This is a genomic window from Pseudomonas sp. Tav-5-1A (genome assembly GCF_055755055.1).
Genome location: NZ_CM146901.1, coordinates 2,873,982 through 2,887,988, shown reverse-complemented (window position 1 = coordinate 2,887,988; position 14,007 = coordinate 2,873,982). Strand labels below are relative to the sequence as shown.

Sequence of the window (14,007 nt, the reverse complement as noted above, 5' to 3'; positions counted from 1 at the left end):
TGCGCTCCAGGCAATGAGTCCACCCTGAAGCGTAGCTTGCGCGGTTGTGTGATAATTGCCGCTCAGCCATTTCCAGCCGAGAAGTCGCGCATGCCTTACCGGGCCCCACGGGACCTCGCCCTTGACCTCGCCTTGCGCAGCCTGCTCGAGAACCAGGTGCGCGAGGGGCATTACGCCAGCGTCGAGGACGCCCGCCAGGCGGCGCAGCAGATCCTCCACGCCGCGCCCTCCGAGGCGCGCGACGTCACCGCCGAACAGCCGCGCGAGACCGCCCTGCACGACTCCATGGACTTCGCCCGCCTGGCCCTGTCCGCCGTCAGCGGCGTGGGCGTGTGGACCTACGAGGTGGCCAACGACTGCTTCTACTGCGACGCCGGCATCAGCGAGCTGTACGCCATCGACCCGGTGCAGGGCGCCCAGGGCATCAAGCGCACGGACTTTCTCGCCAACGTGCACGGCGACGACCTGGCCGCGCTGCGCCGGACCATGGCCGGCGGCCTGGTCAACAGCGGCGACCTGGAGCTGGAATACCGCATCGTCCACCCCGACGGCTCGGTGCGCTGGGTGCTGTCGCGCGGCCACACCTACTTCAACGCCGCCGGCGAGCCCGTGCGGCGCACCGGCGTGGGCGTCGACATGACCGCCCAGCGCCTGCTGGAACAGCAGCTGCGCCAGAGCCAGAAGATGGAAGCCGTGGGCCAGCTCACTGGCGGCCTGGCCCACGACTTCAACAACCTGCTGACCGGCGTCATGGGCAGCCTGGAGATGATCCGCCTGCGCATCGCCAAGGGCCGCGTCGCCGAGACCGGGCGCTACCTGGACGCCGCCCTGGGCGCCGCGCGCCGGGCCGCGGCGCTCACCCATCGGCTGCTGGCCTTCTCGCGCCGGCAGACCCTGGACCCCACGCCCACCGACGCCAACCGCCTGGTGCTGGGCATGCTGGAGCTGATCCGCAGCACCGTCGGCCCGGCCGTGCAGGTGGACATCCACAGCGAACAGCCGCTGTGGCTGACCCAGGTGGACGCCAACCAGCTGGAGAACGCCCTGCTCAACCTGTGCATCAACGCCCGCGACGCCATGCCCCTGGGCGGCACCCTGGGCATCCAGACCCGCAACTGCACCCTGGCCGCCAAGGCCGCCCGCGAGCGCGACCTGGTGCCCGGCGAGTACCTGGCCCTGAGCGTCAGCGACACCGGCAGCGGCATGAGCAGCGACGTCATGGCCCACGCCTTCGACCCGTTCTTCACCACCAAGCCCACCGGCAAGGGCACCGGCCTGGGCCTGTCGATGATCTACGGCTTCGTGCGCCAGTCCGGCGGCAGCGTGCACATCCAGTCGCAGCCCGACCAGGGCACCACCATGACCCTGTACCTGCCACGCTCGCGCGAAACCCTGGGCGACGCCCAGGCGCCGTTGCCACCCGCGCCGCTGCCCCACGCGGAACAGGGCGAGACCGTGCTGGTGATCGACGACGAACCCACCGTGCGCATGTTGATCATCGAAGTGCTGGACGAACTGGGCTACACCGCCCTGGAAGCCGCCGACGGCGCCAGCGGCCTGGACATCCTGCAGTCCGGCCGGCGGATCGACCTGCTGGTCACCGACGTCGGCCTGCCCGGCGGCATCAACGGCCGCCAGGTGGCCGACGCCGGCCGCAGCCTGCGCCCTGGGCTCAAGGTTCTGTTCATCACCGGCTACGCCCACAACGCCGAGGCCTGGGCGCAACAGCTGGAGCCGGGCATGCACCTGCTGACCAAGCCGTTCACCATGGAAGACCTGGCCAGCCGCATCAACACCGCCATTACCGCCGCGTAACCCCGGCCTTGTGGGAGCTGGCTCGCCAGCGAGCTGTTGAGGCCCTAAAAGCTCGCTGGCAAGCCAGCTCCCACAAGGTTTACAAGGCTATGTGCGCGTGCTGGTGCCGCCGCGCCGCCCACACCACCCCGCCCACCAGCAGCGCGATCGACACCAGCTCCATCAGCCCCGGCGCGCGCTGGCCGTAGACGAAGCCGTAGACGCAGGCGAACAGCGTCTCGAAGACGATCATCTGCCCGCTCAAGGAGCTGGCCATGCGCCGCGAACAGGCGTTCCACAGGCTGTTGGCCAGCCACGAGCCGCACAGCGCCAGGAACAGGCTTACCCACAGGAAGGTCATCCAACGAGCGTGGTCCAGCTGGGTCGGCACCAGGTTGGGGAACAGCAACAGGGCAAGCGCGCCCACCACCACGGCAACGCCGCCGGTGACGATGCCCAGCAGCGTCGACCACTCGCTGCTGTTGAAGTGGCTGTGCTTGAGGTAGCGCCCGTTGTGGGTGGCGTACCACGACCAGCACACCACGCCACTCAGGCCGCAGGCCAGGCCCAGCAGCTGGCGGCCCAGGGAGGTGCCGCCAGCATGGCCGCCGGCGTGCTGCAGGCTCACCGATACGATGCCGAGGAATACCATCAGCAGTGGCAGCTTGAGCCGCTTCATCGGCAGCGAACCGGCGTCGCCGCGCCCCAGGAAGGTAATGGCCACCGGCAGCATGCCGTTGATCAGCGCCGCCGTGGTCACCCCGCTCAGCTGCACCGAGGCGCCCAGCAGGGCGAAGTTCAGCACGTTGCCGGTCAGCGACAGGCGCAGCAGCATCGACAGGTCGCGGCGCTTGAGCCGCGCCAGCAGGCGCCCGGCCATGGGCAGCGCCACCAGCAACGAAAACAGCCCGTACAAGGCAAAACGCACGCTACTGATCAGCACCGCATTGAACTCGGGCAGCAACGACGGGGCGATGATCACCCCGCCCCAGATGGCCCCGGCCAACACGGCAAACACTATCCCACGGTTCATTGTTTCAACTCTGGCAGTTAACGCTAATGGCGCGATTCTAGCCGTGGACAGCGCCCGCCACCTGCGATAAAAAGTGGGCTACCCATTCCCCAGGGGAATGCCTGCGAGGAGCCTCATCATCAACCGTTACCTGCGTACCCTGCCGCCACTGGAAACCCTGATCACCTTCGAGGCCGTGGCCCGCCACGCCAGCTTCACCGCCGCAGCGGGCGAGCTGTTCCTCACCCAGAGCGCGGTGAGCAAGCAGATGCGCCAGCTGGAAGACGCCATGGGCGTGCCGCTGTTCGAGCGCAAGCCGCGCGGCGTGGCCCTGACCGGCGCCGGCGACGAACTGCTGATGACCGTCAACGTGCTGCTGGGCACCCTGTACCAGAGCGTCACGCGCATCCGCAACGTGCACCAGAGCAACGCTGTGTCGGTGCTGGCCACCCACGCCCTGGCGCAGTTCTGGCTGTTCCCCAAGCTGATCGAGTTCAACAAGGCCTACCCCGACATCGCCGTGCACGTGCACGCCATCAACGAATTCGACGACACCAGTCTCAACGACTTCGACCTGGGCGTGCTGTACGGCGACGGCGACTGGGCGACCCTGGACAGCGATTTCCTGCTGCCGGAGATCGTCTACCCGGTGGCCCACCCCGGCCTGGACGTGGCCGCCATCGACAGCCTGGCGCAGCTGGCCAAGGCCAACCTGGTGCAGATCGACACCCGCGCCTGGCAATGCATGGACTGGCCGCAATGGTTCGGCCACCTGGGCGTGGACTACTCGCCGCGGGACAAGGCGCCGGTGTTCAACCAGCTGACCCTGGCCTACCGCGCCGTGCAGCAAGGCATGGGCATTGGCCTGGCATGGTCGTTCATGGCCGATGAGGCGTTGGCCAGGGGCGAGCTTCAACGGGTGACGGATTTTGAATGCCGCACCGGCAAGGGCGAATACCTGGTGTCGGTTAAGCACCGTGGGCGCTCGGCGTGCGCGGCGGTGTTTCGTGAGTGGCTGCTGGCGTCGATGCAGGAATGACGACCAACAAAAAACCCCTGACGCCTTGCGGCCATCAGGGGTTTCGGAAGTTGTGGTGCCCAGAGACGGAGTCGAACCGCCGACACGAGGATTTTCAATCCTCTGCTCTACCGACTGAGCTATCTGGGCAACGGGGCGCATTAAACGTGTTTTCAGCCCATGCGTCAAGCGCCAAAACAAAAAAAATACAACAAATACCGAAACTTACGCCTGTGGGAGCTGGCTTGCCAGCGAGCTGTTGAGGCCCGAAAAGCTCGCTGGCAAGCCAGCTCCCACGGGATGTTGCTCCAGCAGGAAGTCGACGAAGGCGCGGACGCGGGCTGGCATGGCCGCGCCGCCGATGAACACGGCGTGGATCGGCTCGCGGTCGTCGGGGTTGTAGGCTTCCAGCAGCGGCACCAAGGTGCCGTCGCGCAGCTGTTGCGCGACGCTGAAGGCGCCGATGCGCGCAATGCCCGCGCCCAGGCTGGCCAGCTGCGCCAGCGCCTCGCCGCTGTTGCCTTCGATGGTGCCGCTGACTTTCAAAGCGAAGTCCTCGCCGTCGCGGCGGAACGGCCAGTCGCTGGTGGCGCGACGGAAGTTGAAGCGCAGGCAGTTGTGCGCCAGCAGGTCTTCGGGCACCTGCGGGGTGCCGCAGCGGGCCAGGTACTCGGGGGATGCCACCACCACCTGGCCGGTGTCGCCGATCAGCCGCGCGGTCAGCGGGCTGTCGGCCAGTTGGCCGAAGCGGATGGCGACGTCGGCCTGGCCGGCGAGAATATCGACCACCTCGTCGCCCAGCATCAGGTCCACCAGGATGGCCGGGTAACGGGCGCTGAACGCCGCCACCAGCGGCACGATGGTCTGCCGGCCATGGGCCAGGGCGGCGCTGACCCGCAGCCGGCCGCGCGGCACGCCCTGGTCGGTGATGGCGTCCTCGACCTCGGCCAGGTCCGCCAAAATCCGCCGCGCGCCGCGCAGGTAGGCCTCGCCTTCAGCCGTGAGGGTGATGGCGCGGGTGGTGCGGATCAGCAGCCGCGTGCCCAGGCGCTGCTCGGTGCGGGCGATGATGCGGCTGACCGACGACGGCGTCAGCCCCAGTGCCCGCGCCGCGCCCGACAGGCTGCCGGCCTCGGCCACCCTGACGAACACGTCCATTTCCCCCGAACGCCCGGTGATGTCCATTTGTGCTTCCTACGCAAAGGTGTTGGTCCCGAACTGGGACTACCGCTGTAAAAGCCTCGATCGTAGCATTCACCGCATAGATGAGGAGTAACCTATGCGTATCAATCCACCGTTAATCGCCCTGTCCATCGGCGCCTTTGGCATCGGCGTCACTGAGTTCGCGCCCATGGGCATGCTGCCGGGCATTGCCGCCGACCTCGGCGTGTCGATTCCCTCTGCCGGCCTGCTGGTCAGCGCCTACGCCCTGGGCGTGCTGATCGGCGCGCCGCTGATGACCCTGGCCACCGCCCGCGTGCCGCGCCGCCAGCTGCTGATCGGGCTGATGGCGGTCTTCACCCTCGGCAACCTGCTGTCGGCCCTGGCCAGCAACTACGAAACCCTGCTGATGGCGCGGGTGGTGACCTCGCTCAACCACGGCGCGTTCTTCGGTATCGGCTCCATCGTCGCCGCCAGCGTGGTGCCGCCGGACAAGCGCGCCGGCGCCGTGGCGGCGATGTTCATGGGCCTGACCCTGGCGACCATCGGCGGCGTGCCCCTGGCCACCTGGTTCGGCGAGACGTTCGGCTGGCGCACGGCGTTCTGGGGCATTGCCAGCCTGGGTGCGGTGGCCATGGCCTCGCTGTGGTACGCCCTGCCCAACGTCCCGGCGCCCAAGGGTGATGGCCTGATGGCAGAAATCCGCGTGCTCGGCCGCGGCCCGGTGCTGTCGGCGCTGGCGTTGACCGTGGTGGGTTCCAGCGCCATGTTCACCGTGTTCACCTACATCGCCCCTATTTTGCGCGACGCCACCCACGCCTCCACCAACTTCATCACCGGCATGCTGGTGCTGTTCGGCATCGGCCTGACCCTGGGCAATATCTGGGGTGGCAAGGCCGCCGACCGCTCGGTGGACCGCACGCTGATCGTCTCGCTGGCGGTGTTGATCGTGGTGCTGCTGGCCTTCGCGGTGCTGATGCGCTGGCCGCTGGCGGCTGCGGTGGCGATTCTGGTGTGGGGCGCGGCGAGCTTCGCCCTGGTGCCGCCGCTGCAGATGCGCGTGATGGAGGCCGCCAAGGACGCGCCGAACCTGGCCTCGGCGGTGAACATCGGCGCGTTCAACTTCGGCAACGCCATTGGCGCGGCCCTGGGTGGCGCGGTGATCAACGCAGGCCTGGGCTACCCGGCCATTTCCCTGGCGGGCGCCGGCATGGGCGCACTGGGGCTGGTGATGGTGCTGGCCATGACCTGGCGCGCCCAGTACGCTGCCGCCGCTGACACCCCTGCCGCGTAGCCGCTGCCGAAGGCTGCGCTGGCCCGAACCCACGCTGGGGATCTTCAGTGTACTCAGGGGCCAGCGCAGCCTGGCGGCAGCGGCTACCACGTTACCGCCGCTGACACCCCGTGGCGTAGCCGCTGCCGAAGGCTGCGCTGGCCCGAATCCACGCTGGAGATCTTCAGTGTACTCAGGGGCCAGCGCAGCCTGGCGGCAGCGGCTACAACGTTGCCGCCGCTGACACCCCTGCCGCGTAGCCGCTGCCGAAGGCTGCGCTGGCCCGAATCCACGCTGGGGATCTTCAGTGTACTCAGGGGCCAGCGCAGCCTGGCGGCAGCGGCTACCACGTTACCGCCGCTTACACCCCGTCGCGTAGCCGCTGCCGAAGGCTGCGCTGGCCCGAAACCACGCTGCAGATCTTCAGTGTACTCAGGGGCCAGCGCAGCCTGGCGGCAGCGGCTACAACGTTGCCGCCGCTGACACCCCTGCCGCGTAGCCGCTGCCGAAGGCTGCGCTGGCCCGAATTCACGCTGGGGATCTTCAGTGTACTCAGGGGCCAGCGCAGCCTGGCGGCAGCGGCTACCACGTTACCGCCGCTGACACCCCGTGGCGTAGCCGCTGCCGAAGGCTGCGCTGGCCCGAACCCACGCTGGAGATCTTCAGTGTACTCAGGGGCCAGCGCAGCCTGGCGGCAGCGGCTACCACGTTACCGCCGCTGACACCCCGTGGCGTAGCCGCTGCCGAAGGCTGCGCTGGCCCGAACCCACGCTGGGGATCTTCAGTGTACTCAGGGGCCAGCGCAGCCTGGCGGCAGCGGCTACAACGTTGCCGCCGCTTACACCCCGTCGCGTAGCCGCTGCCGAAGGCTGCGCTGGCCCGAACCCACGCTGGGGATCTTCAGTGTACTCAGGGGCCAGCGCAGCCTGGCGGCAGCGGCTACCACGTTACCGCCGCTGACACCCCGTGGCGTAGCCGCTGCCGAAGGCTGCGCTGGCCCGAACCCACGCTGGGGATCTTCAGTGTACTCAGGGGCCAGCGCAGCCTGGCGGCAGCGGCTACAACGTTGCCGCCGCTGACACCCCGTCGCGTAGCCGCTGCCGAAGGCTGCGCTGGCCCGAACCCACGCTGGGGATCTTCAGTGTACTCAGGGGCCAGCGCAGCCTGGCGGCAGCGGCTACAGCGGTGACCAGGCCGCGTCAGGCGGTATCCACGGTTTTATGCTGCTGATATTGGCGCGGGGTGCAGCCGAACTCACGGCGAAACACCGTGTGCAGGTATTGCGCCGAGGTGAACCCGCAGCGCCTGGCGATCTCGGCGATGGCCACCGCGCCGTCCTGCAACTGGCTGGCCGCCGCTGCCAGCCGGAACCTCAGAATCTCGTCGTGCACCGTGCAGCCACGGGCCTTGCGAAAGTGCGACTCCAGCGACGAGCGCGACACCCCCACATACCCCGCCACCTGCGCCGTCTTGATGCCCTGGCAGGCGTACTGCCGAATGAAGTGCAGCGCCTGCATCACGTAAGGGTTGTCCAGCGGCTGGTGCAGGCTGGACGCCTGGACGTTGACCGCGTCGGGCGGCACCAGGATCTGCTGCGCCGTCGACGGCATGCCATGGAGCATCTGGTGCAGCAGGTGCGCGGCGGTGCGGCCCATGGTTTCCGTGCCCTGGATCACCGAACTGAGCGGCACCCGGGTCAGGCTGCGGGTCAGCGGGTCGTTGTCGATACCAATTAGCGCCACCTGCCCCGGCACCGCAATGCCGGCAGTCAGGCACGCCTGCAGCAGCTGGCGCGCGCGGGCGTCGGTAACCGCGATGATGCCGATGGGTTTGGGCAGGCTGTGCAGCCAGGCAATCTGCTGTTCCACGGCGCTGTCCCACAGCGGCGCGCTGGTGCCCAGGCCGCGGTACACCTCGGCGTGCAGGCCGTCGCGGCGCATCAGCTGGCGGAAGGCCTTTTCCCGCTCCTGGGCCCAGCGGTTGGCCTGGGCCGGCGGCAGGCTGAAGCAGGCGAAGCGCGTCAGCCCGGCCTCGATCAGGTGGTCGTAGGCCAGCTTGATCAGCGCCGCGTTGTCGGTGGCCACGTACGGAATGTGCCGCGGGTAGGCGCTGGCGTCCTGGTACGAGCCGCCCACCGCCACTACCGGCAGGCGGCTGTGGGCCAGGGCCTCGCCGATCTGCGGGTCGTCGAAGTCGGCGATGATGCCGTCGCCCTGCCAGCGCTCGATGCCGTTCAGCCGGCACAGGAAGTCTTCCTCCAGGAACAGGTCCCAGGACGCGCGGGTGCTGCTCAGGTAGTTGCCGATGCCGCTGATGATGCCGCGGTCGTAAACCTTGCTGCCGTTGAACAGCAGCGCAATGCGGTGGGCAGGAGGCAGGTTTTTCATTGTTGTTGTCCTTGGCCAGTGCTTCCAGCCTAGGCCGCGAATGGCAGAAGCTCAACGCAAAATCGCACTGCCTGTTGGTGATTTTCATGACCGGCGCAGGCCGGGGCCTCGCTACCATCAGCACACCGCCAAGAACAACAAAGGAAACGCGAATGTCCTACTTCCCCGCTGTCGACAAGATTCGCTACGAGGGCCCGGCCAGCGAGTCGCCCCTCGCCTTCCGCCACTACGATGCCGACGCGCTGGTGCTGGGCAAGCCCATGCGCGAGCACCTGCGCATGGCCGCCTGCTACTGGCACAGCTTCGTCTGGCCGGGCGTGGACATGTTCGGCGTGGGCACCTTCAAGCGCCCCTGGCAGCAGGTGGCCGACCCCATGGAGATGGCCATCGCCAAGGCCGAGGCCGCGTTCGAGTTCTTCACCAAGCTGGGCATCGACTACTACAGTTTCCACGACACCGACGTGGCCCCCGAAGGCAAATCGCTTGCGCAGTACCGCAATAACTTCGCGCACATGGTCGACCGCCTCGAACGCCACCAGCAGGACACCGGCATCCAGCTGTTGTGGGGCACCGCCAACTGCTTCAGCAACCCGCGCTTCGCCGCCGGAGCCGCCAGCAACCCCGACCCCGAGGTGTTCGCCGTGGCCGCCGCCCAGGTGTTCAGCGCCATGAACGCCACCCAGCGGCTCAAGGGCGCCAACTACGTGCTGTGGGGCGGCCGCGAGGGCTACGAGACCCTGCTCAACACCGACCTCAAGCGCGAGCGCGAGCAGCTGGGCCGCTTCATGACCATGGTGGTGGAACACAAGCACCGCATCGGCTTCCGTGGCGACCTGCTGATCGAACCCAAGCCCCAGGAACCCACCAAGCACCAGTACGACTACGACAGCGCCACGGTGTTCGGCTTCCTGCAGCAGTACGGCCTGGAGAAGGAGATCAAGGTCAACATCGAGGCCAACCACGCCACCCTCGCCGGCCACAGCTTCCACCACGAGATCGCCACCGCGGTCTCGCTGGGCATCTTCGGCAGCATCGACGCCAACCGCGGCGACCCGCAGAACGGCTGGGACACCGACCAGTTCCCCAACAGCGTCGAGGAAATGACCCTGGCCACCTACGAGATCCTCAAGGCCGGTGGCTTCCGCACCGGCGGCTTCAATTTCGACGCCAAGGTGCGCCGCCAGAGCGTCGACGACACCGACCTGTTCCACGGCCACGTGGCCGCCATGGACGTGCTGGCCCTGGCGCTGAAGCGTGCCGCCGCCATGGTCGAGAACGACCAGCTGCAACGTTTCAAGGACCAGCGCTACGCCGGCTGGCGCCAGCCCTTCGGCCAGGCGGTGCTGGCGGGCGAGTTCAGCCTGCAGGCGCTGGCCGAGCATGCCTTCGACAACAACCTCGATCCCCAGGCCGTCAGCGGCCGCCAGGAGCTGCTGGAGGGCGTGGTCAACCGCTTTATCTACCCCTGAGGGCAGCGGTTACATTCGCGCGACAATTCTCTGCGCGCGGGTATCAATCACGCTCTACAGTTTCAGGCGACAAGTAGTGTCTCAAACAACAATAAAAGGACGCCCAGCATGAAATCGTTAAAACGTACGCTATTGGCCAGTGCCCTCGCCCTGCTCTCGCTGCCGGTGATGGCCGACGCCGCCCACCCCAAGATCGGCTTTTCCATCGACGACCTGCGCCTGGAGCGCTGGGCCCGCGACCGTGACTACTTCGTGGCGGCGGCGGAGAAGATGGACGCCAAGGTCTACGTGCAATCGGCCGACGCCAACGAGCAGAAGCAGATCTCGCAGATCGAAAACCTCATCTCCCGCGGCGTCGACGTCATCGTCATCGTGCCCTTCAACGCCACCGTGCTGACCAACGCCGTGGCCGAGGCGAAGAAGGCCGGGATCAAGGTGGTGTCCTATGACCGGCTGATCCTCAACGCCGACATCGACGCCTACATTTCCTTCGACAACGAAAAGGTCGGGGAAATGCAGGCCAACGGCGTGCTGCAGGCGGCGCCCAAGGGCAATTACTTCCTGCTGGGTGGCGCGCCTACCGACAACAACGCAAAGATTCTGCGTGAAGGCCAGATGAAGGTGCTGCAGCCGGCCATCGACAAGGGCGACATCAAGATTGTCGGCCAGCAGTGGGTGAAGGAATGGAACCCCACCGAGGCCCTGAGCATTGTCGAGAACGCCCTGACCCGCAACGGCAACAAGATCGACGGCATCGTCGCCTCCAACGACGCCACCGCCGGCGGCGCGATCCAGGCGCTGGCGGCGCAGAAGCTGGCCGGCAAGGTGCCAATCTCGGGCCAGGACGCCGACCTTGCGGCAGTGAAGCGCGTGCTTGATGGCACCCAGACCATGACCGTGTACAAGCCACTGAAGCTTATTGCCTCGGAAGCCGCCAAGCTTTCGGTGCAACTGGCCCGCAGCGAGAAACCCACCTACACCTCGCAGTACGACAACGGTAGCAAGAAGGTCGACACCATCCTGCTCACCCCTACCCCGCTGACCAAGGACAACATCGACCTGCTGGAGAAGGACGGGTTCTACAGCAAGGCGCAAATCGCCGGGCAGTGATAACCCGAGACGCGGCCTGCGGCCGCTGCTACGCCCGTAGCAGCGGCCACAGGCCGCGTCCCGCCACCCCTTCCACGAGCCCGCAGTCATGTCCCAATTCCTTCTGCAAATGAACGGCATCGTCAAGAGCTTTGGCGGTGTGAAAGCCCTCAACGGCATCGATATCCAGGTCAGGCCCGGCGAGTGCGTGGGCCTGTGTGGCGAGAACGGCGCCGGCAAGTCCACGCTGATGAAGGTGCTGTCGGCGGTGTACCCCCACGGCACCTGGGAGGGCGAGATCCTCTGGGACGGCCAGCCGCTGCGCGCGCAGTCCATCAGCGAGACCGAGGCCGCCGGCATCGTCATCATCCACCAGGAACTGACCCTGGTGCCCGACCTGTCGGTGGCCGAGAACATCTTCATGGGCCACGAACTGACCCTGCCGGGCGGGCGCATGAACTACCCGGCCATGATCCACCGCGCCGAGGCGCTGATGCGCGAGCTGAAGGTGCCGGACATGAACGTGTCGCTGCCGGTGTCGCAGTACGGCGGCGGCTACCAGCAGCTGGTGGAGATCGCCAAGGCGCTGAACAAGCAGGCGCGCCTGCTGATTCTCGACGAGCCCTCCTCGGCCCTGACCCGCTCGGAAATCGAGGTGCTGCTGGACATCATCCGCGACCTCAAGGCCAAGGGCGTGGCCTGCGTGTACATCTCGCACAAGCTCGACGAGGTGGCGGCGGTGTGCGACACCATCGCCGTGATCCGCGACGGTAAACACATCGCCACCACCGCCATGGCCGACCTCGACATCAACCAGATCATCACCCAGATGGTCGGCCGCGAGATGAGCAGCCTCTACCCCACCACGGCCCACGCCATCGGCGAGGTGATCTTCGAGGCGCGCCACTTCACCTGCTTCGACGTCGACAACCCGCGGCGCAAGCGCGTCGACGACATTTCTTTCGTGCTCAGGCGCGGCGAGATCCTCGGCATCGCCGGCCTGGTGGGCGCTGGCCGCACCGAGCTGGTGTCAGCGGTGTTCGGCGCCTACCCCGGCAATTACCACGGCGAGGTGTGGCTGGACGGCCAGCGCATTGACACCCGCACGCCGTTGAAATCCATTCGCGCGGGCCTGTGCATGGTGCCCGAGGACCGCAAGCGCCAGGGCATCATCCCCGACCTGGGGGTGGGCCAGAACATCACCCTGGCAGTACTGGACAACTACTCGAAGCTGACCCGCATCGACGCCGAGGCCGAGCTGGGCAGCATCGACCGGGAAATCGCGCGCATGCACCTGAAGACCGCCAGCCCGTTCCTGCCCATCACCAGCCTGTCGGGCGGCAACCAGCAAAAAGCGGTGCTGGCGAAGATGCTGCTGGCCCAGCCGCGGGTGCTGATTCTCGACGAGCCCACCCGCGGCGTCGACGTGGGCGCCAAGTACGAGATCTACAAGCTGATGAGCGCCCTGGCCGCCCAGGGCGTGTCGATCATCATGGTGTCGTCCGAGCTTGCCGAGGTGCTGGGGGTGTCCGACCGCGTGCTGGTGATCGGCGAAGGCCAACTGCGCGGCGACTTCGCCAACCAGGGCCTCACCCAGGAACAGGTGCTCGCCGCCGCCATCACTCAACCTCCAAGCCCTGCCAACCAGAACGGGAAGTTCGCGTAGATGAACCAGGTCAAACAGTTGTTCACCCGCTATAAAATGCTCGCGCTGGTGATTGCCGTGGCCATTATCTGGCTGTTTTTCAGCTGGCAGACCGAGGGCGGCTTCGTCACCCCGCGCAACCTGTCGAACCTGCTGCGGCAGATGTCGATCACCGGCATCCTCGCCTGCGGCATGGTGCTGGTGATCATCAGCGGCGAGATCGACCTGTCGGTGGGCTCGCTGCTGGGGCTGCTGGGCGGCGTGGCGGCGATTCTCGACGTGGTCTACCACGTGCCGCTGCTGGGCAATCTGGCGCTGGTGGCGGTGTGCGGGCTGGTGATCGGCCTGGCCAACGGCTACATGACCGCCTACCTGCGCATTCCCTCGTTCATTGTCGGCCTGGGCGGCATGCTGGCGTTCCGCGGCATTTTGCTGGGGGTGACCGGCGGCACCACCATTGCGCCAGTGTCGGCGCCGCTGGTGTACGTGGGCCAGGGTTACCTGCCGCCCACCGTGGGGCTGGTGCTGGGCGTGCTGCTGTTCGCCCTGACCCTTTACCTCACCTGGCGCCAGCGCCGCAACCGTGCCCTGCACGGCCTGGCCGCGCGGCCGCTGCTGCGTGACGGCCTGCGCGTGGTGCTGATTGGCGCGGTGCTGGCGGGCTTCGTCTATACGCTGAACAGCTACGACGGCATTCCGGTGCCGGTGCTGCTATTGCTGGTGCTGCTGGGGGTGTTCAGCTACGTCACCAGCCAGACCGTGTTCGGCCGTCGTATCTACTCGGTGGGCAGCAACATGGAGGCCACGCGGCTGTCGGGCATCAACGTGCAGGCGGTGAAACTGTGGATCTTCGGGATCATGGGGGTGATGTGCGCCCTGGCCGGGCTGGTCAACACCGCGCGGCTGGCGGCGGGTTCGCCGTCGGCGGGCAACATGGGCGAACTGGACGCCATCGCCGCCTGCTTCATCGGCGGCACCTCCATGCGCGGCGGCTCGGGTACGGTGTACGGCGCGCTGCTGGGCGCGCTGGTGATCACCAGCCTGGACAACGGCATGTCGATGCTCGACGTCGACAGCTACTGGCAGATGATCGTCAAGGGCAGCATCCTGGTGCTGGCCGTGTGGGTCGACGTCAGCACCCGCAGCGGGCGGCGTTGAG

Annotated in this window: 10 protein-coding genes and 1 tRNA gene; 7 read left to right on the top strand and 4 right to left on the bottom strand. The window is 67.2% G+C overall.

The genetic code is table 11. The features are described 5' to 3' along the window. Positions 1 to 90: 90 nt before the first annotated feature. Entirely contained in the window at positions 91 to 1,815 is a 1,725-nt protein-coding gene (locus tag AC0J42_RS13210; RefSeq protein WP_473006487.1) for an ATP-binding protein, read from the top strand. 79 nt (positions 1,816 to 1,894) lie between these two features. On the opposite strand, the gene AC0J42_RS13205 is transcribed toward AC0J42_RS13210, so the two are convergent. Continuing rightward, positions 1,895 to 2,827, bottom strand: a complete 933-nt coding sequence (locus AC0J42_RS13205; protein ID WP_473006486.1) for a DMT family transporter — start codon at positions 2,825 to 2,827, stop codon at positions 1,895 to 1,897. A 97-nt stretch (positions 2,828 to 2,924) separates the two neighbouring features. Between AC0J42_RS13205 and AC0J42_RS13200 the strand changes: the two genes are divergently transcribed. Then, positions 2,925 to 3,845, top strand: coding sequence for a LysR substrate-binding domain-containing protein (locus tag AC0J42_RS13200; RefSeq protein ID WP_473006485.1), 921 nt, complete (start codon positions 2,925 to 2,927; stop codon positions 3,843 to 3,845). A 53-nt stretch (positions 3,846 to 3,898) separates the two neighbouring features. On the opposite strand, the gene AC0J42_RS13195 is transcribed toward AC0J42_RS13200, so the two are convergent. Further along, a tRNA-Phe gene (locus tag AC0J42_RS13195) sits at positions 3,899 to 3,974 on the bottom strand. A gap of 75 nt (positions 3,975 to 4,049) precedes the next feature. Next, positions 4,050 to 5,009 (bottom strand): LysR substrate-binding domain-containing protein, encoded by a 960-nt coding sequence (locus AC0J42_RS13190; protein ID WP_416423989.1) that lies wholly within the window; start codon positions 5,007 to 5,009, stop codon positions 4,050 to 4,052. Between the two features lie 94 nt (positions 5,010 to 5,103). Between AC0J42_RS13190 and AC0J42_RS13185 the strand changes: the two genes are divergently transcribed. After that, the gene (locus AC0J42_RS13185; RefSeq protein ID WP_473006483.1) at positions 5,104 to 6,279 is read left to right on the top strand and encodes an MFS transporter; all 1,176 of its coding nucleotides are present in this window, start codon (positions 5,104 to 5,106) and stop codon (positions 6,277 to 6,279) included. 1,178 nt (positions 6,280 to 7,457) lie between these two features. Here the strand turns inward: AC0J42_RS13185 and AC0J42_RS13180 are convergent. After that, positions 7,458 to 8,645 (bottom strand): XylR family transcriptional regulator, encoded by a 1,188-nt coding sequence (locus AC0J42_RS13180; RefSeq protein WP_473006482.1) that lies wholly within the window; start codon positions 8,643 to 8,645, stop codon positions 7,458 to 7,460. 152 nt (positions 8,646 to 8,797) lie between these two features. On the opposite strand from AC0J42_RS13180, the gene xylA reads away from it, so the two are divergent. The 4 genes from xylA (at position 8,798) to AC0J42_RS13160 (ending at position 14,006) form a co-directional block, all read left to right on the top strand. Continuing rightward, a complete protein-coding gene (gene xylA, locus AC0J42_RS13175; protein ID WP_473006481.1) occupies positions 8,798 to 10,114 on the top strand; it encodes a xylose isomerase in 1,317 nt (438 codons plus the stop codon). Positions 10,115 to 10,222: 108 nt separating this feature from the next. Further along, a complete protein-coding gene (gene xylF, locus AC0J42_RS13170) occupies positions 10,223 to 11,224 on the top strand; it encodes a D-xylose ABC transporter substrate-binding protein (RefSeq protein ID WP_416423985.1) in 1,002 nt (333 codons plus the stop codon). A gap of 88 nt (positions 11,225 to 11,312) precedes the next feature. Further along, a complete protein-coding gene (xylG, locus tag AC0J42_RS13165; protein ID WP_473006480.1) occupies positions 11,313 to 12,869 on the top strand; it encodes a D-xylose ABC transporter ATP-binding protein in 1,557 nt (518 codons plus the stop codon). Then, complete coding sequence (locus AC0J42_RS13160; RefSeq protein WP_416423983.1) at positions 12,870 to 14,006, top strand: sugar ABC transporter permease; 1,137 nt, start codon at positions 12,870 to 12,872, stop codon at positions 14,004 to 14,006. Position 14,007 lies beyond the last annotated feature (1 nt).

Bases quoted from the DNA above. Each gene is read 5' to 3' on its own strand.
- AC0J42_RS13210 (WP_473006487.1), top strand. From the start codon at position 91: ATGCCTTACCGGGCCCCACGGGACCTCGCCCTTGACCTCGCCTTGCGC.
- AC0J42_RS13205 (WP_473006486.1), bottom strand. From the start codon at position 2,827: ATGAACCGTGGGATAGTGTTTGCCGTGTTGGCCGGGGCCATCTGGGGC.
- AC0J42_RS13200 (WP_473006485.1), top strand. From the start codon at position 2,925: ATGCCTGCGAGGAGCCTCATCATCAACCGTTACCTGCGTACCCTGCCG.
- AC0J42_RS13190 (WP_416423989.1), bottom strand. From the start codon at position 5,009: ATGGACATCACCGGGCGTTCGGGGGAAATGGACGTGTTCGTCAGGGTG.
- AC0J42_RS13185 (WP_473006483.1), top strand. From the start codon at position 5,104: ATGCGTATCAATCCACCGTTAATCGCCCTGTCCATCGGCGCCTTTGGC.
- AC0J42_RS13180 (WP_473006482.1), bottom strand. From the start codon at position 8,645: ATGAAAAACCTGCCTCCTGCCCACCGCATTGCGCTGCTGTTCAACGGC.
- xylA (WP_473006481.1), top strand. From the start codon at position 8,798: ATGTCCTACTTCCCCGCTGTCGACAAGATTCGCTACGAGGGCCCGGCC.
- xylF (WP_416423985.1), top strand. From the start codon at position 10,223: ATGAAATCGTTAAAACGTACGCTATTGGCCAGTGCCCTCGCCCTGCTC.
- xylG (WP_473006480.1), top strand. From the start codon at position 11,313: ATGTCCCAATTCCTTCTGCAAATGAACGGCATCGTCAAGAGCTTTGGC.
- AC0J42_RS13160 (WP_416423983.1), top strand. From the start codon at position 12,870: ATGAACCAGGTCAAACAGTTGTTCACCCGCTATAAAATGCTCGCGCTG.